Source organism: Absiella sp. AM29-15 (genome assembly GCF_003434225.1).
Taxonomy (GTDB): Bacteria; Bacillota_I; Bacilli_A; order Erysipelotrichales; family Erysipelotrichaceae; genus Hoskinsella; species Hoskinsella hominis.
This window is the reverse complement of sequence record NZ_QVFL01000004.1, coordinates 109,653-126,031: the sequence shown is the minus strand read 5'-3', so window position 1 is coordinate 126,031 and position 16,379 is coordinate 109,653. Positions and strand designations below refer to the sequence as shown.

Here is a 16,379-nt window from a genome sequence, read left to right as displayed (position 1 = left end):
ATAGTGACCACAAAAGAAATGTGTGAGATTCTATAAACTCAAGCACAAGAATCCTTTCATCCACGCAATACTGCCTTTCCAAAACAGTGTCAGCATCATACAAAAAATGATAAAGCTAAATAGTAATTTTATATATCGAAAATATTTCATCATCATTGCCTTCTTTCTTTTTATATCGATAGTATAACTTATAGATTATGACTCGTAAATACCCATGCATATAAAAAAAGAGGAGCTTAATCCTCAAATAATTCACTATCTTCATCCTCATGGAAAGTAGGCAGTTCTGGCAGTTCCTTTAAACTTTCTAATTTAAACGCATCCATAAATTCATCTGTGACTTCATATAGAAACGGTCTGCCTGGTGCATCACTTCGCCCACATTCTTTAATCAGGTTTCTAGCTAACAGCTTTCTAACCATCATATCACAGCCTACACCTCTGATTTCTTCAATTTCTCCACGTGTAATGGGCTGTTTATACGCAATAATCGCTAGTGTTTCAAGTGCTGCCTGCGATAAGGTTGAAATCTTTGTAGATGCGAACATTTTTTCCGCATAAGGATGAATATCCTGTTTAGATACAAATTTATAGATTCCCCCAAAGCGTACCATCTCATACCCACGACGATCATCTTCTAAATATTCTTTCATCATTTCATCCAATAGCTTTTCAATATCTTCTGCTGTTTTATCATCCTCTAAACAGCTTTTGATCTGTTCAACACTTAATCCTTCATCCCCTGCGATAAACAACAGACCTTCAAATATTTTCTTCATATTAGGCTGTGGCATATACTTCTTCTCCTTTAATAATCCATATTTCTTCATCCTGATCAATCGTAAAGCTTAACTCCCTGTGCTGGATTAAATCCAGTATTGATAGAAATGTAACGATGACCATATGCAGACTAGTACAATCATTACATAATTCTTCAAAGCTCATCTTCCCTTTCCAATCTCTCAAACGTTTTTTAATCTGTACAACACGTTCATCCAAAGATAATTCTTTTACCGTCATTTTGGTTTCATAAGGATGTGCCAGCACCTGACGGCGAATTACCTTTTGCATCGCTTTGATCAAATCATAAGGATTTCCTCTTAAATCTTCTTCAATCGTTGTTTTGATCCATTTATTTGCTTCTTCACTTAACGGCTTTGAAAACAACATCTGTCGTTCTGCATATTTCTTTTCAAAATCAGCTGTTACTTCTTTAAACCGTTGATATTCCAACAATCGCTGTGCAAGCTTTTGTTTATCTTCTTCATAATCCTCTTCTACCTCCACCTTTTCTCGTGGCAATAGTTTTCTGCTTTTATATTCTAAAAGTCCTGCAAGTTCTGCCAAATATTCACTTGCGACTTCTAAATGCATGGATTCCATGGCATTCAAATAGGTCAGATATTGTTCAGTTAAAACATCCATATCCAGATCAAACAAATCCAGTTTATTATCTTTTACCAGATGCAGCATCAAATCCAAAGGTCCTTCAAACTGATCTATCGTTACTGTAAATGCCATTGTACCACCTCACAAGTAACAATTATATCATAGGAATTTCGTTTGTGCTATATTTTCTTAAGCCTTCCCTATGCTTCTAAAGGTTTGTCAATATAAGAAAAAAAGAAAATATGTAAGCTCATGCCTACATATTTTCCTGTCATGATTTAAATTTCCCGATTTCCTGCCGCAAATTCTTTTGGGCAGATATCCAATACATCACGAATTGGCTGAATCAGACTTTTTTCATACTGGCAGGTCCATGGAATATTTTGATCCATATATCCTTCTTGATTAATACCATCAATGGTATCTTTAGATTCAATTGGAAAATCATGTTCCAGCTGATAAGATAACACATTGTATACATAACCAACGACATGATTAGGGTTTAAAGAATGAAAATGCATTTGTACATCTGGATATTCTAAAGCATATGCGCCTATAGAGTCAATTACATGCTCATCTTCTTTTCCTTGAATATTGAAGAAACGTACATTCACATACATATTAATAAAGCGATAGACAATATCTTTATCTTGTACAGATAATATTTGATCACGTGTCATAAATTTTCCTGAACAATCCATATAGGTTCCTATACAATCCGGATACATTTCCAAAGCTGCTTCTACTGCATGAACCATTAATTCCATACGCTTTTGATATGGTAGGCCAATGCTCATCATATCAAAGACTGAAATTCCATATTGACAATTTGATAATTGTTCTAATGCATTTTCTACATCCCAATACTGACTTTTTTCTAGATCACTAATGGCATCCAATTTAAATTCCAATGGTTCTATCATATTCAGCATCGCAGGTACTTCTACTTCCTCTTTTGCGTCATTTAACATTTTTGTACAATATCCTTTTACCGCAAACATGGATAAGTTTCCATCACTGACAAGATCTATGTCACCTAAGCGTTTCTCTAAAGCTTCTTTATATGCATCCGCACTGCATAATACCGGCTTTTCATGAAATAACAGTTTCGCAAATAATAAATGATGCTCCTGTGCTACATCCTGCACATCTTGTTGTAATACGTTTTCTTCCATTTTTTCATTCTCCTTTTATGATTTCTTCTATCTCATCCAAAATATCTTCTATCGGCTGATCATCTATATCAACTTTGATGGTATCTAGACATTCATATTTTTGTTGTCTTGCTAAACTCTGGGCAATACAGGAAGCATGACGTTTTCCTGTATCAATATCATGTTGTAAATGCTTTGTGAGGGTTTCATTTTTTAAACGAAGGGTGATGGTATAAATATCAACTGGTTTGTATATACGGCTGATTACTTCATTGATGATAGCTGCCTCATCCATCACCCAGCAAAAGATGATATGTTCATAATCTTTTTGGGATATGAAATTGTTTAACAGATAAGTGATATTATCAAGAACCATGGCTTTGGTATCTTCATTTACCACAAATGGATCTGCCATCCAGCACCAGTCACCATCTAGCCAAACGCTATGAGGCAAGCGTTTATTCAACGCTTTGCATACAGTGGATTTACCTGCCCCCATGGTTCCATTGATCAATATTAATTTTTTCATTTTTGTTCCTTTCCCAAAGAATAAGTAAATTTATCATGTTCTTGCATCATCCCTTGTTTTTTATAAAATGCATGTGCAATCTGCCTGGTTTTATTACAGGATAATTCAACTTGTAAAGCACCTTTTTCTTTTGCACATGTATATAAGGCGGTAAACATTTTAGAACCAATTCCCTGATGTTGATGCGTTTGTTTTACACATAATTCTTCAATTTCTGCGATTTTTGCGCAATGATGTAAGGGATAATGAAAATAAATACTGCCAAAAGCGATAACGCCACTATTTTCATCAACTATATAAATAAATTTATCATCCTTTAAATTACGCTTATAATGCATAAAAAAGATATCTTTGTCAAAGGCTGTTTCTTCTAATTCACAAATCAATTCATAAATAGCATCTGCATCTTCAATTGTCGCATATCGTATCATCGTATCACTTCCAACCGTGTTTATTATACCATGGAAAGTGTAAAACATTCCATCTAAAAAATCCATGATAAGATTGTATCATGGAAAGTTTCATATTACTTTGATAAAAAAAGACTAGATAACTAATCTTTTTTAACTTTAATAGGTGCCCCCACAAAAATTCGTTTACATTCCTTATAGGAGAATGGAATGAAGGGATATAAATAAGGAAACTTGATTGTTTTTGTAGACAGTAAAATCAGCATATGAATGAAAACGCCAATACAAAATCCGTTACATCCAAAGAAAAGTGCCAGGGTACCAATGAAGATACGAAAGACTTTATTCGCAAGGGATAACTCATAACTTGGAGTTAAAAGATTACCAATGTTTGATACCGCCACCATAATTAATATTTCTGATGTATAGGCACCTAATTCAATCGCCATATCACCTAACACAAATACCGCAATAAAACTCATGATGCTGGATAAGATACTGGGTGTATGAATCAGGGACTGACGAATCCATTCCACAACGATATCCGCCAAAATCACCTGAAAACCAAAGGTGATGGGATGAATATCCAACATGGGAAGTTTTAACATCGTAGGAATACGATCAATCAAAAGTCCAATCCAAAGTGGCAATAGATATAAAGAAAATGCGATACCAATTAAACGCAATACCCTGGTAAATATGGCAACCATGGTTGTCTGGGTATATTCTTCGATTTGTTTGGTTTGTTCAAAAAAGGTAGTGGGAAGAATCATGGCTGTTGGTGAATTATCTACCAAGGCAATAAGATATCCTTGTAGAAGATGAATGGCACAGATATCTGGGCGTTCTGTATAACGCACATGTGGATAAGGATTCCACGTTTTGCCATATAAGGATTCACACAGATTACGCTCACTTAATATTTCTGTTTCATCTAACATTTTTAAGCGGTGTTCAAAGTCTTGTAAAACATCTACATCCACCAATTCATCAATATACAGATATGCGATATCCGTTCTGGTTTTAACGCCTTCTTTATTCATCGTGACCACAAGTCGTGGATCACGAATCCTTCTGCGTATCAATCCAACATTTAAAATCACATTCTCCACAAAGCCATCATGTGATCCCCTTACGCTTTTTTCTACGCTGGGTTCTGAAGTAGATCGGGCGGGATAATGTCTAGTTTCTATACAGTAATAATCATCACTATGCTCTAATAGCACAAGTGCCTGTCCGCTTAATAAATTGGTAATGGCTTTCTTATCATCCTGTATTGCTTCTACACCACCGGGATAAAACGTGATATTTAAATGGTTGGATACAGTAGATACAAAGCTTTCCACAAGTCTTGTGATTAAGGCACTGTCACTTAAACTGGATATAAAGAATACCCATGCCTGTGTTCCCTGTATGGATAAATGACGGGATACCACATCAAATGATGAGGATAATTGTGAGGATATGATGTCATAACGCTCCTGCAGTTTCATGATTTTGGTTTAAACACCAATGCCACTAGAAATGCAAACAAGATGGCAGAGGTAATTCCTGCAGCTGTTAAATCAAACATGCCAAGTAATATTCCCATCAAACCTTCCTGTTGCGCTTTCGCAAGTGCTCCATGAATCAGGGAATGTCCAAAGCTTGTGATGGGAAGACTTGCTCCCATACCTGCAAATTTTAACAATTTATCATACCAGCCAAAAGTATCAAGTGCCGCACCGATGACCACAAACAAAGATGTAATATGTCCAGCAGTTAATTTACTGTGATCATAGATCAACTGTCCCACAAGAGAGATAGCACCACAAACAAGAAATGCATTCAGATACATCATGCTTACTCACTCCTTTCATAAACGATGGCATGTGCGATACATGGAATAGATTCTTTCTGCTGCACTGCCACAGGGGATAGTAATGCACCCGTTGCCACTACCATAATACGTTTCATTTCCCCTTGTTCAATCATATTTAAAAGCTTTGTCAAAGATACACACATACTGCATGCACATCCACTTCCTCCACAGAATACTTCCTGATCATCAAAGTTATACATCATCAAACCACAATCATGTAAACGATTATCAATGTGATAATTCTCCTGTACCAGTAAATCAGTTAAGAATGAAAATCCAATTTTTGATAAATCGCCTGTCACGATCATATCGTAATCTTTAAAATCTCGATGAGTATCTTTAAAATGTGTCTGGATGGTATCAAAAGCAGCCGGAGCCATTGCTAAGCCCATATCATTGGCATCTTTATGATCCCAGTCAATAATTTTTCCAGGTGTAAATGCACTGACTTTTATATGTGAGGGTGTTTTAGATAATACGACAGCACCTGCACCCGTAACCGTTGAAGTCGTAGTTTCTTTTTTCTGTACACCATATTCATTAGGATAGCGAAACTGGCGTTCCGCTGTTGCTACATGAGAACTTGTGAAGCTTACCACATTGTCTGCCATATCGTGTTCTACCCATAATGCCCCTTGTCCAATAACCAGAGAAGAAGTAGCACATGCGCCATACATACCGATGAACGGTACAGCTAAATCCTTCGCAAAATAATGAGAACTTGTTAATTGATTAATTAAATCACCGCCTACTAATAAGCCGATATCATCTACCTTTAAAGAGGCTTTTCGTAACGCTGCATCTACTGCATCATAAACAAGCATTCGTTCCGCTTTTTCAAAGCTTGTTTCTGTACAGTAATTATTATCATAGCTTTTATCAAATAAATCACCTAGTGGACCATCTTTTTCAAGAGGACCTACAGCAGTTGCTCTAGATTTGACATATACATTCTTAAAATTTATCGTTGTCATAATTCTACGCTCCAAACATCAAATAGCGGATCGTACCAAAGACAAATGCACTTGCGATGCCATAGGTCAATACACTACCTGCAAGTTTAAACATATTGCCTCCAATACCATAAATAAAGCCTTCTGTTTTTCCTTCTAATGCACAAGAAGTAAGTGAGTTGGCAAAGCCTGTAATGGGGATAAATAGTCCTGCCCCACACACCTGAGCTGCTTTATCAAAGACACCAAATCCTGTTAATATAGAAGTAATCAGAATGACAGTTACCACACACATGGGCATGGCTGTTTCCTGATCAATACCTAATACAATCATATAGATACGCATCAGCAACTGGGCTGCAGCACCTAATGCACCTCCGCTTAAAAATGCTATCAGTGCATGTTTTCCTGCATGCTTGGCAGGTTCATGTTTTTTCGCTGTTTCTTTTAATTGTTTATTATTCATATGTATCCTCCTTCCCTTTCAGTATGTGCATTCCATAAGGTTTTATAAGCAAAATTCAAAAAATCTTCACATAAAATCAACCAGTTCTTTAAAGCTGTCTTGCATATAAAAGATCCAGTGTTTAAACCAGAATATCATTTGAATATGTTTAAATAAGGTTGTTGAAAGAAGCAAGTTGCTTTATAATGAAAGTCGAGGTGAGTTGACATGCAAAAAAAAGTATCATCAAAACAAACATATGAAGCAAGAATTTTTACCATCAGCAAGGATATCATAGAAGATGATGCAGGAAAACAATTTGAAAGAGATATTGTACACCATCACGGCGGCGTTGGTGTTTTAGCCAGAAAAGGCGATCAGATATTATTTGTTCATCAATATCGTCCTGCTGTTGATGCCATGATGTTGGAAATACCCGCAGGTAAGTTAGAAAAAGATGAAGATCCTTATACCTGTGGATTACGTGAATTGGAGGAAGAAAGTGGCTTTACTTGTGATAATTTATCATTGATTTGTGAATTTTATTCGACGCCAGGTTTCTGTAATGAGAAATTATATATCTATGAAGCAAGTGATTTAATTCCTGTGGAGCATCCAAAAGCAATGGATGAAGATGAAGAAATCGAATTATGCTGGTATGATATTGATCAGGCATTAGATATGATCAAACGCAAAGAAATCATAGATGCGAAAACAATCATTGCGATTCAATATGCAGCTATGCATAGATAATAAACAAAAAGGGTTGGGATAGTTAACAACATTGTGTGAACTGCCCAGCCCTTTTATTTTAAATATAAATTATGATTTTTTCTTCATTGCTTCTTCTAATGCCAGCTGAAAAGCACTTTTTTCCTGTTTTACTTCCTGCTCCTGCTTTTTCATATATGCCTTTAACTCTTGTTTACCGGCTTTATTGCTTTTTTGCTTTAATTGTTCATTAAAACGGTCAAATTTTTCACGGAAACCACAGCCGCAGGTATATAGACGTTTTTCCTTTTCTCCAACCACAGTTAACTTTTTGTGACAGTTTGGACATCTTGCGTTACTGATAAAAGATAATTGCTGTTTATATTTACAGGAAGGATCACTGCACACCAATAACTTACCACGTTTCCCATTGACCTCTAACAAGTTTTTACCACAAACAGGACATTTTTTCATCGTCATATTATCATGGCGATAATTTGCTTCACTGTTTTTTACGGCTTCTACAAGTGAAGTTGCATAGGTGCGCATTTCTTGTTTAAATGCGCCATCCTTCATTTGATTTTTCGCAATTTTAGTTAATTTTTCTTCCCATTTGGCTGTCAATAATGGTGAACGCAAATCTTCCGGCACTAAAGAAATTAACTGGATTCCTTTACTTAATGGATAGATATAATTACCACGTTTCTCAATATAATTGGTTTTAAACAGCTTTTCAATAATATCTGCACGAGTTGCGACAGTCCCTATGCCATTCGCATCTTCTAAAATAGTTTTCATTTTAGCATTGTTTATAAATTTGCCTGGGTGCTCCATTGCGGATAATAAAGTTGCTTCTGTATAACGGGCTGGTGGATTGGTGAAATGTGTAGATAATACAACCTGATGAATAGAATACTGTTGATTTTTTTGTACTGCTGGAAGGCTTTGATCATCAATTTCTTCTTCATCTTCATCAAAGACATCTTTTAGATTATATAATGCTCTCCATCCAGCTTCGACTACGATTTTACCACTTGTTTTAAAGGTATGGTTTTTACATTTTGCACTAATTCTTGTAACGTCATACTCACTAGCTGGCATAAAAACTGCCAAAAAACGTCTGACTACTAAATCATAGATGTTACGTTCATCTCTTGATAAACGATGTAGTTCTACATATTCCTCCGTTGGAATGATTGCATGATGATCACTTACTTTACTGTTATCAACGATACGCTTATTGGTTTTTATACCACTTTTCAATATCTTTTGCGCAAATGGTTCATAAACATCAATAGAGATTGACTGTAGACGTTCTTTTAAAGTCGGGATGATATCATCACTGATATAACGTGAATCTGTCCTTGGATACGTAAGCAGCTTATGTGTTTCATATAAACTCTGCATAATATTCAAAGTCTGTTTGGCACTGTAGCCAAAACGTTTATTCGCATCTCTTTGTAACTCTGTTAAATCATATAATAAAGGTGGCAACTCTTTTTTTCGTGTTTTCTTCACATCTGTGATGATAAGTTTTTGACCTTTTAATTCATTAGCTATTTGTTGTGCCTTTTCTTTATCAAAAATCTGTGACTGCTGTTTTTCATTTATATATTGTAAATCAAAACCATCACTCTTAATCTTCATTACTTGATATTCTACCGGCTTAAACTTTTTTATTTCTTCCTCTCTTGCCACAATCATGGCAAGGGTTGGCGTCTGTACACGACCTGCGGATAATTGTGCATTGAATTTACATGTTAATGCACGTGTTACATTTAAACCAACCAGCCAATCAGCCTCCGCACGACAAACAGCGCTATGATAAAGTGGTTCATATGCTTTCGCATCTTTTAAATTTGCGAAACCCTGTTTGATTGCTTTATCCGTTTGAGAAGATATCCATAATCGTTTTAATGGCTTATGAAACCCAGCCATTTTGATGATCCAGCGAGCCACAAGTTCTCCTTCTCTTCCTGCATCTGTCGCAATGACAAGCGATGAGATATCTTTTCTTAACATCTGCTGTTTCACAACACGAAACTGTCTGCCTGTTTCTTTCATTACTTTTAACTGCATTTTTTCAGGAAGCATGGGAAGATCATCCATATTCCATGTTTCTAATCGTTTGTCATAATCCTGTGGATCAGCCAGAGTAACCAAATGTCCTAATGCCCATGTGACAACATAATCATTGCCTTCTACATATCCTTCTTTCATTTGTTTACAGCCAAGTACCCTTGCCAGCTCTTTTCCTACAGAGGGCTTTTCTGCCAATACTAAAGTTTTCATTTCCATTCCTCCCAGAAGCCGGCCATTTTCATCAGCTGCTTCGCATTTGTTGTCTTACAACGTCCATCTTTTAACGTATAGTCAAAATGGATTCGATCATCTTCATAGTATTCAGAGAAGTGATAATTTCTTGCCTGTATCTTCTCATCATATTCCAGATCACATAACTCAAAATCATGTGTACTAACTGCACAGATCACCCATGGCAAATGTAATCGGACAATTGCCTGTTTTGCGCACAGGATACGATCCGCACTATTGGTTCCTTTAAATATTTCATCAATCAATACCAGCATTGGTTCTTTCTTTTTGCTTTCCTCCATCATCTGTTTAATACGAAGGATTTCTGCATAGAAAGTAGAAATGCCTTCACTGACATCATCATGTACCCGCATGGAAGTATAAATGGATAATGGTGAAGCGATAAATTCATCAGCACATACAGGTGCTCCAGCCTGAAACAAGATCATATTGACACCAATGGTACGAAGGAAAGTCGTCTTTCCTGACATATTGCTTCCTGTAATCACATAAGAGCCATCCACCATCTGTAAGGAATTAGAAACAGCTTTTTCTTCATTGATCAAAGGATGTGCCATATGCTTCATATCGATCATAAAAGTATTTGATACTTCTCCAAAACAGATATGATCTTTTGCATATCCTAACTGGGCAAGTGACATCAACGCTTCCATTTCACCAATTGCCTCTAACCATCCACGAACATGATTTCCATATTGATCTTTCCATTTTTTTAATGCTCGCATGCAATGAAAATCCATTAAAAACAAGCCATTGGCAAATAAGAATAAGATTGAATTACTGCGTACTCTTACAAACCCTAATATTTGATTTAATTTACGGATACCATCCTGTGCATCGGATAACTGCTGCTTTAACTGTGTTAATTCTTCACAATCAAAGGATTGCTTTGCGACATTCACAAACATTCGTTCATAATCAATAATCAAATCATGCATACTTTCTACATAGGACAGTTGCGCACTATTTCCCATAAAAAAGATAAAAGCAAGGCATAAAGTTACGGTAAAGCATCCCATTGCGATTTCAATTTGAAGTTTTCCAATACCACATAAGATAAAGGATAGGATTACCATGACTGGCATAATATAAGATAATAGTTTTAATATCACAGCCTGTGATGCCATAGTTTCTTCCATATAAGTTAAAAAGCTGTCTAGCTTTTTCTTTTTTAATTTCTTGGCATGTTTAGAAAACAAACGTGACAGCATGTTCATTTCTAACGTAAAACTTTGTTTATCAATCAATTCTTTTACCGCATTTTGACGTTTTATAATATTATCTGGCTGTTGCTTTTTCACGGATAATAAGTGAGCAAGTGCTTCTCTTCCATGTAATGTACTTGCGACATTTAAATATTGAAACAGGCTTGCTTTTCCAAACACATCTAAGTCCATTTCCTGCGTCATATCTTCTTTTAAAAAGTCTATCCCTTGATCTTCAAAGTTTTTCCATTCTTCATTTTTACGTTTTACGATACCATCATACACTTCTATCATGGTTTCTTTATCTTCTAATTTGCTTTTTACCTGACGATGTAAATATGCAATATACAGAAAAACCACAACGAGTATAATGGATACCATATAAAAAATCCGATTACTTGATTCTGCCTGATAAATAAAAAATATAACACCAATCACTAATAAAAAGCGAATGGTAGAAAAGCGGGATGCTTTTTCTTTTAATGTTTTCATATCCTGATGTAATGCTTTCATCTGTGCTTCTATATTTGTTTGATTCATTGTCAACACTCCTATCTTCCTTGATGTAATAACCGTTTTTTATAAGACGTTCTTGCGAATGTAAGAATACGATTTTGCGTAGAGGTGCTCATAAAGGCACCAGCAATTCCTGCTATTGGAATCCCCTGTAGAAACTTTGCTTGAAGTTCACTATATGATAAAGCATGAGAAGCATATTCCATCAACTCGCTTATGGAATATTTTAATTTTTGTCCATGTTCCATAGCATCCATCATATTTTTCCATTCTTCACGTTTTTCTTCTTCATCATACATCGCACATATGAGTAATAGCACATATGCCTGTTCCTTTTCTTCATGAATGTCATAGCCATATATTGTTGCGATTTGATAAATACCAGATAATAAAGTCGCAAGATATAATGGAATATCTGGTATTCCTATGCCAAATAATCCCAAAACACTGCTTTTTACTTGTGTAAATGTCGCATGTTGATAACTCGTTTTTCTTGCATTTTGATCAAAACGCTTTAATTTCTGTTTATTTTGTTCACAATCAAAACTACTACGAAAATATTGGGCAAGTTCTTGTTTATCTTTGATATGTGTTGCCTTTTCTATCCATGGTGTACCTTTTTGAAAAATTACAACAAATGATTTTTCAAAAGCTGTTTCTAATGCCTGCATGGCTTTAACTGGAACATATGTTCTTATCTTTTTTTGAATTGGATCACTTAAAGATTGCTTGTGTAATAAACGTTCTTGTTTCTTATTTAATTTTTTTACAATTTTTTTTGTTTTCAGAATGAACTCCTCCGTTTTTCACGTGGTTACATTATAGCACGCAACTGCTATGAAATAAATCGAAAAGATATGGAACTGAAAAATATATTATAGTATATAAAACTAAACTTATATAAATTCATAGCATTATATGATTGACTTTTTCATAGTCATTAGTTACAATATAGATGCGAAGTTGCCAAGAGGCAGCAGGAGGGAAGCTCGGTTTAATTACTAGGCTTCTCATTTTTTATACAAAAATAAAAGCTATATACAAAAGTGTATAAAGCATTACTTTTGTGAATTTTTATCATTTTATGGTTGACTTTCTCACAGTCATCAGCTACAATATAGATGCGAAGTTGCCAAGAGGCAGCAGGAGGGAAACTCGTTCTATTTTGAAGGGGTTTCTCATTTTTTATATTATTTTAATTATTTTTTTTATATAGGAAATTGATAGTGCATTATTTTGGTGTGCATATATATCTACCACAGGTTTTTCAATTTTAGAACAATCATGTACTGTTGATTCATAATAATTTATTTTTAATAATTTTATAAGGGAAATCAATCTTTTCTGTTCTTCAAGACTTGATAGGTTTTTGATAAAAGGAATAATGGGTTCATAATGGTTGATATTGTTTCTTAAAAGCCGTATATAGTTTATCTTATTTGAAAAAGTACTAACAAATTGATTGTTCTTTCTTTGACGATACACATTATTAACGAACGCAACTCTATCTTTTAATTTTAAAAGATTAAAGATTGCTTGTAATTCCCCTAGTGTTAATTGATGTATTACAATCCATATAGGAATTGACGTATGATTTTTCTTATAGTGTTGATATAAATAATTATTCATATTTAATTTCTTTTGACCTAACATGATGATTTTCTCAACAACTTCCCGATTCTTTTGCACGACCAAATCATTTCCTTTAACAATCTTTGTATTTTGATATCGATGATATATATCCAGCATATCTAATTGATTCTTTTGATCACTCAACAGTTCTTGAAATAAAGAATAATCGTTACAATGCACATTTCCAAGTTTAAGCATTTTATTACTCATCGTTGTCGCAAGATAAGCTGTCAACGCTTGTTCGAAACATTTTATGTAAATGTTTAAACGTGTTGAGATGAAATCATCAATTTCAATGAATTTTTTAAAGTATTTAAAGTCAAGATTATTAGGATACACTCGATGCACATCACCTTTTTCCAAGCATAAGTAATCTTTATATGGGTTGATGATGGAAACATACGTGCGTTCTTTGAATATCTTTTCTTTTAGTGTATGTACATTGATATTCTTATCCTCTTTCAACATTTCTATTAAATCTGAAAATGGTACATATTGTTTCTCATAACTCATGTAATCGCCTCTTTCTATTTTTTAATTATGTTTGAATAGTGTAACTATAATCTGTTTGCCCATAGATGTCAACGACTTTTTTACATTGTTTTATAGAGCTATAAAAGTAATGTTTTATGAATTTTCACTTTATGTTAAATTTTTGGTGTATTTTTTGCGTTTTATTTGAATGTTTTAGGTAACATATATGAAAAAAAACTGCCTATTATTTGGCAGTTCTTCATTATTCAAATAAGCTTACTTCTTCAAAATCTTCTGTTTCTTCATCAAATGGATCATCACTTGTCATTTCCACCTGCTGTAGCTTTTTAAGTGGCTTCATTACATAGAAATCACCTGTATGTTTGAATGGTGTAGAGAATGTTGCATCTTTACTCATCAAAGAGATATCTTTCGCAAAGAAACGATGATACGTATCATTGCTGATGATGATTTCATCATTGATATCATAAATGCCGATGTATGCGATTTGATAAGGTTTAGATTTTACTTTCTTACATATCATATTGCCCTTTACAGGACGTCCTGTAATATCGATATCACTTAATTTTAAACGTTTCATCGCAAGTGTATTACTGAACACAACCAGTTGGTTGCCAGTTTCTCTATGTACAATCGCACTCGCAATATCATCATTAACAAGATTCATTGCCTTTACGCCCTTACTTCTTGGAGAAGTGATAGGAATTAAAGAAATCGGATAGCGTGTCACAAAGCCATTTCTACTAGCTAAAAGGATTTCATCTCCATCGTAAGCAACATAAGTGCCAATCACTTCATCGCCTTCTAACAGCTTCATATTACTCATGGTTTTGTTGTTACGGCTGACTTCATAATCAGATACTTTAGTACGTTTGATCAAACCTTTTTTGGTTACAGAAATCATATAGGCATTGGTTTTGAAATTTGAAACGACATAGGCATCTGTGATCTTTTCATCACTGGATATTTTTAAAGTATTATTTAAATGACTTCCAATATCTTTCCATTTGGCTTCTTCTACTTCATAAACCGGTGTATATCCATAGGTCCCCTGGTTTGTAAAGAAAATCACATGATCCAATGTATTAACTTCACCCCAGCCGACCAAACGATCTTCCTCTTTTAAACCTGTCATTGCATTATTGGCAGCACCATAGCTACGCATAGATACACGTTTAAAGTATCCATCTCTTGATACGGTAAACATCACCTGCTCACTATTGATCATGGCGACTTTATCAATAACGATTTCTTCAATTTCTTCTTCAATTTTTGTCAGACGTTCTACTGGAAACGCTTTTTTGACTTCTTTTAATTCAGAAATCATAACTTTTCTTAAAACTTTTGGATCATTCAGAATACTTTGCAGTTGGGCAATTTCTTTCAATAATGATGCATGTTCTTCCTGTAATTGACAGATATCTGTATTACTTAAACGGTATAAGCGCATCGTGACGATAGCTTCTGCCTGTTCCTCTGTAAAGTTGAAAGCTTCTATAATTCTGCGTTTAGAATCTGCTTTATCTTTGGATGAGCGAATGAGTGCGATAATTTCATCCAGAATGCTGATGGCTTTGATCAATCCCTCTAATATATGACAGCGCTGCTGTTTTTTGTCTAAATCATAGCGGCTGCGTTTCAAGATAACTTCATTACGATGTTCAATAAAGGCATCCAGCATTTGCGCCAGACCCATTTGTACTGGGCGCTTGTTGACAATTGCCACAACATTGTAGTTGTAAGATACCTGTAAATCAGTGTTTTTATATAAGTAGTTTAAAATCAGATTGGCATCCATATCTTTTTTGATATCCACAACCACGCGCAATCCTTTACGATCACTTTCATCACGAACATCTAAGATTCCATCGATTTTTTTATTTAAGCGAATATCGTCAATCTTCTTCACCATATTGCTTTTGACGACTTCATATGGTATTTCATGTACAACGATCTGTTGAACAGTCTTTGCTTGTTCAATACTAACTTTACTGCGCACCATGATTTTTCCACGTCCAGTTTTAAATGCTTCACGGATTCCATCAATTCCCTGTACGATTCCACCAGTTGGAAAATCTGGTCCTTTCACAAACTGCATCAAATCATCTAAAGAACAATCTGGATGCTGGATACGATAGATGGTCGCATCAATTGCTTCACATAAGTTATGTGGTGGAATATTGGTCGCATATCCTGCGGCAATACCTGTGATACCATTGACTAACAGATTGGGATAACGTGCTGGTAAAACAGTTGGTTCCCATGCCGTATCGTCAAAGTTAGGTGCCCATTGCACGGTATCTTTCTCAATATCCTTTAACAGATATTCACTGATTTTTCCAAGTCTTGCTTCGGTATAACGCATGGCAGCAGCAGGGTCATCATCGATAGATCCATTGTTTCCCTGCATATCGATTTGTGGAGAACGGATTTTCCATTCCTGGGACATACGTACCATGGCATCATATACGCTGGAATCTCCATGTGGATGATAATTACCAATGACCAAACCGACTGTCTTTGCGGATTTACGATAGCCTTTATCCCACAAGTTGCCATCTTCATACATGGCGTATAGAATTCTTCGCTGTACTGGTTTTAAACCATCTCGTGCATCTGGAAGGGCACGTTCTTGAATGATGTATTTTGAATATCGTCCAAATCGATCCCCCATGATTTCTTCAAGTGGTGAGGTAATCACGTTTGCATGTGTTTCGATTGGTTCTTCAATTTTCTTTTTCATGA

Annotated in this window: 15 protein-coding genes; 1 reads left to right on the top strand and 14 read right to left on the bottom strand. The window is 35.1% G+C overall.

Features of this window, described 5'->3' with window-relative positions:
- Positions 1 to 236: 236 nt before the first annotated feature.
- The 9 genes from scpB to DW761_RS05690 all read right to left on the bottom strand — a co-directional run bounded on the left by scpB (position 237) and on the right by DW761_RS05690 (position 6,762).
- Positions 237 to 794, bottom strand: a complete 558-nt coding sequence (gene scpB / locus DW761_RS05730; RefSeq protein WP_117516752.1) for an SMC-Scp complex subunit ScpB — start codon at positions 792 to 794, stop codon at positions 237 to 239.
- Entirely contained in the window at positions 781 to 1,521 is a 741-nt protein-coding gene (locus tag DW761_RS05725) for a segregation and condensation protein A (RefSeq protein ID WP_117454785.1), read from the bottom strand. Before DW761_RS05725 ends, scpB begins: the two co-directional genes overlap by 14 nt.
- Before the next feature lie 146 nt (positions 1,522 to 1,667).
- On the bottom strand, positions 1,668 to 2,564 hold the full coding sequence (locus DW761_RS05720; RefSeq protein WP_117454786.1) for a DUF4261 domain-containing protein: 897 nt from the start codon (positions 2,562 to 2,564) through the stop codon (positions 1,668 to 1,670).
- Between the two features lie 4 nt (positions 2,565 to 2,568).
- On the bottom strand, positions 2,569 to 3,072 hold the full coding sequence (locus DW761_RS05715) for an AAA family ATPase (protein ID WP_117516750.1): 504 nt from the start codon (positions 3,070 to 3,072) through the stop codon (positions 2,569 to 2,571).
- Positions 3,069 to 3,569: a GNAT family N-acetyltransferase gene (locus DW761_RS05710; protein WP_117516748.1), complete on the bottom strand. Its 501-nt coding sequence runs from the start codon at positions 3,567 to 3,569 to the stop codon at positions 3,069 to 3,071. The genes DW761_RS05715 and DW761_RS05710 overlap by 4 nt, the downstream gene beginning before the upstream one ends.
- 56 nt (positions 3,570 to 3,625) lie before the next feature.
- A complete protein-coding gene (locus DW761_RS05705) occupies positions 3,626 to 4,975 on the bottom strand; it encodes a spore germination protein (protein ID WP_117454789.1) in 1,350 nt (449 codons plus the stop codon).
- Positions 4,972 to 5,322, bottom strand: a complete 351-nt coding sequence (gene spoVAE / locus DW761_RS05700) for a stage V sporulation protein AE (protein WP_117454790.1) — start codon at positions 5,320 to 5,322, stop codon at positions 4,972 to 4,974. The genes DW761_RS05705 and spoVAE overlap by 4 nt, the downstream gene beginning before the upstream one ends.
- A gap of 2 nt (positions 5,323 to 5,324) precedes the next feature.
- Positions 5,325 to 6,317, bottom strand: a complete 993-nt coding sequence (gene spoVAD, locus DW761_RS05695) for a stage V sporulation protein AD (RefSeq protein WP_117454791.1) — start codon at positions 6,315 to 6,317, stop codon at positions 5,325 to 5,327.
- Positions 6,318 to 6,321: 4 nt separating this feature from the next.
- Entirely contained in the window at positions 6,322 to 6,762 is a 441-nt protein-coding gene (locus DW761_RS05690) for a SpoVA/SpoVAEb family sporulation membrane protein (protein WP_117454792.1), read from the bottom strand.
- Between the two features lie 207 nt (positions 6,763 to 6,969).
- On the opposite strand from DW761_RS05690, the gene DW761_RS05685 reads away from it, so the two are divergent.
- Positions 6,970 to 7,494 carry an NUDIX hydrolase gene (locus tag DW761_RS05685; protein ID WP_117454793.1) on the top strand — a complete coding sequence of 175 codons (525 nt, stop codon included), beginning with the start codon at positions 6,970 to 6,972 and terminating at the stop codon, positions 7,492 to 7,494.
- 69 nt (positions 7,495 to 7,563) lie between these two features.
- On the opposite strand, the gene DW761_RS05680 is transcribed toward DW761_RS05685, so the two are convergent.
- The 5 genes from DW761_RS05680 to parC all read right to left on the bottom strand — a co-directional run bounded on the left by DW761_RS05680 (position 7,564) and on the right by parC (position 16,377).
- Positions 7,564 to 9,744, bottom strand: coding sequence for a DNA topoisomerase III (locus DW761_RS05680; protein WP_117516746.1), 2,181 nt, complete (start codon positions 9,742 to 9,744; stop codon positions 7,564 to 7,566).
- Positions 9,741 to 11,531, bottom strand: a complete 1,791-nt coding sequence (locus tag DW761_RS05675) for a MutS family DNA mismatch repair protein (protein ID WP_117516744.1) — start codon at positions 11,529 to 11,531, stop codon at positions 9,741 to 9,743. The genes DW761_RS05680 and DW761_RS05675 overlap by 4 nt, the downstream gene beginning before the upstream one ends.
- An 11-nt stretch (positions 11,532 to 11,542) precedes the next feature.
- The gene (locus DW761_RS05670) at positions 11,543 to 12,280 is read right to left on the bottom strand and encodes an EcsC family protein (RefSeq protein WP_233513044.1); all 738 of its coding nucleotides are present in this window, start codon (positions 12,278 to 12,280) and stop codon (positions 11,543 to 11,545) included.
- Positions 12,281 to 12,692: 412 nt separating this feature from the next.
- Positions 12,693 to 13,652 (bottom strand): Abi family protein, encoded by a 960-nt coding sequence (locus DW761_RS05665; RefSeq protein ID WP_117516740.1) that lies wholly within the window; start codon positions 13,650 to 13,652, stop codon positions 12,693 to 12,695.
- Between the two features lie 223 nt (positions 13,653 to 13,875).
- On the bottom strand, positions 13,876 to 16,377 hold the full coding sequence (parC, locus tag DW761_RS05660; RefSeq protein WP_117516738.1) for a DNA topoisomerase IV subunit A: 2,502 nt from the start codon (positions 16,375 to 16,377) through the stop codon (positions 13,876 to 13,878).
- Between the last annotated feature and the right edge of the window lie 2 nt (positions 16,378 to 16,379).

Bases quoted from the DNA above. Each gene is read 5' to 3' on its own strand.
- scpB (WP_117516752.1), bottom strand. From the start codon at position 794: ATGCCACAGCCTAATATGAAGAAAATATTTGAAGGTCTGTTGTTTATC.
- DW761_RS05725 (WP_117454785.1), bottom strand. From the start codon at position 1,521: ATGGCATTTACAGTAACGATAGATCAGTTTGAAGGACCTTTGGATTTG.
- DW761_RS05720 (WP_117454786.1), bottom strand. From the start codon at position 2,564: ATGGAAGAAAACGTATTACAACAAGATGTGCAGGATGTAGCACAGGAG.
- DW761_RS05715 (WP_117516750.1), bottom strand. From the start codon at position 3,072: ATGAAAAAATTAATATTGATCAATGGAACCATGGGGGCAGGTAAATCC.
- DW761_RS05710 (WP_117516748.1), bottom strand. From the start codon at position 3,569: ATGGATTTTTTAGATGGAATGTTTTACACTTTCCATGGTATAATAAAC.
- DW761_RS05705 (WP_117454789.1), bottom strand. From the start codon at position 4,975: ATGAAACTGCAGGAGCGTTATGACATCATATCCTCACAATTATCCTCA.
- spoVAE (WP_117454790.1), bottom strand. From the start codon at position 5,322: ATGATGTATCTGAATGCATTTCTTGTTTGTGGTGCTATCTCTCTTGTG.
- spoVAD (WP_117454791.1), bottom strand. From the start codon at position 6,317: ATGACAACGATAAATTTTAAGAATGTATATGTCAAATCTAGAGCAACT.
- DW761_RS05690 (WP_117454792.1), bottom strand. From the start codon at position 6,762: ATGAATAATAAACAATTAAAAGAAACAGCGAAAAAACATGAACCTGCC.
- DW761_RS05685 (WP_117454793.1), top strand. From the start codon at position 6,970: ATGCAAAAAAAAGTATCATCAAAACAAACATATGAAGCAAGAATTTTT.
- DW761_RS05680 (WP_117516746.1), bottom strand. From the start codon at position 9,744: ATGAAAACTTTAGTATTGGCAGAAAAGCCCTCTGTAGGAAAAGAGCTG.
- DW761_RS05675 (WP_117516744.1), bottom strand. From the start codon at position 11,531: ATGAATCAAACAAATATAGAAGCACAGATGAAAGCATTACATCAGGAT.
- DW761_RS05665 (WP_117516740.1), bottom strand. From the start codon at position 13,652: ATGAGTTATGAGAAACAATATGTACCATTTTCAGATTTAATAGAAATG.
- parC (WP_117516738.1), bottom strand. From the start codon at position 16,377: ATGAAAAAGAAAATTGAAGAACCAATCGAAACACATGCAAACGTGATT.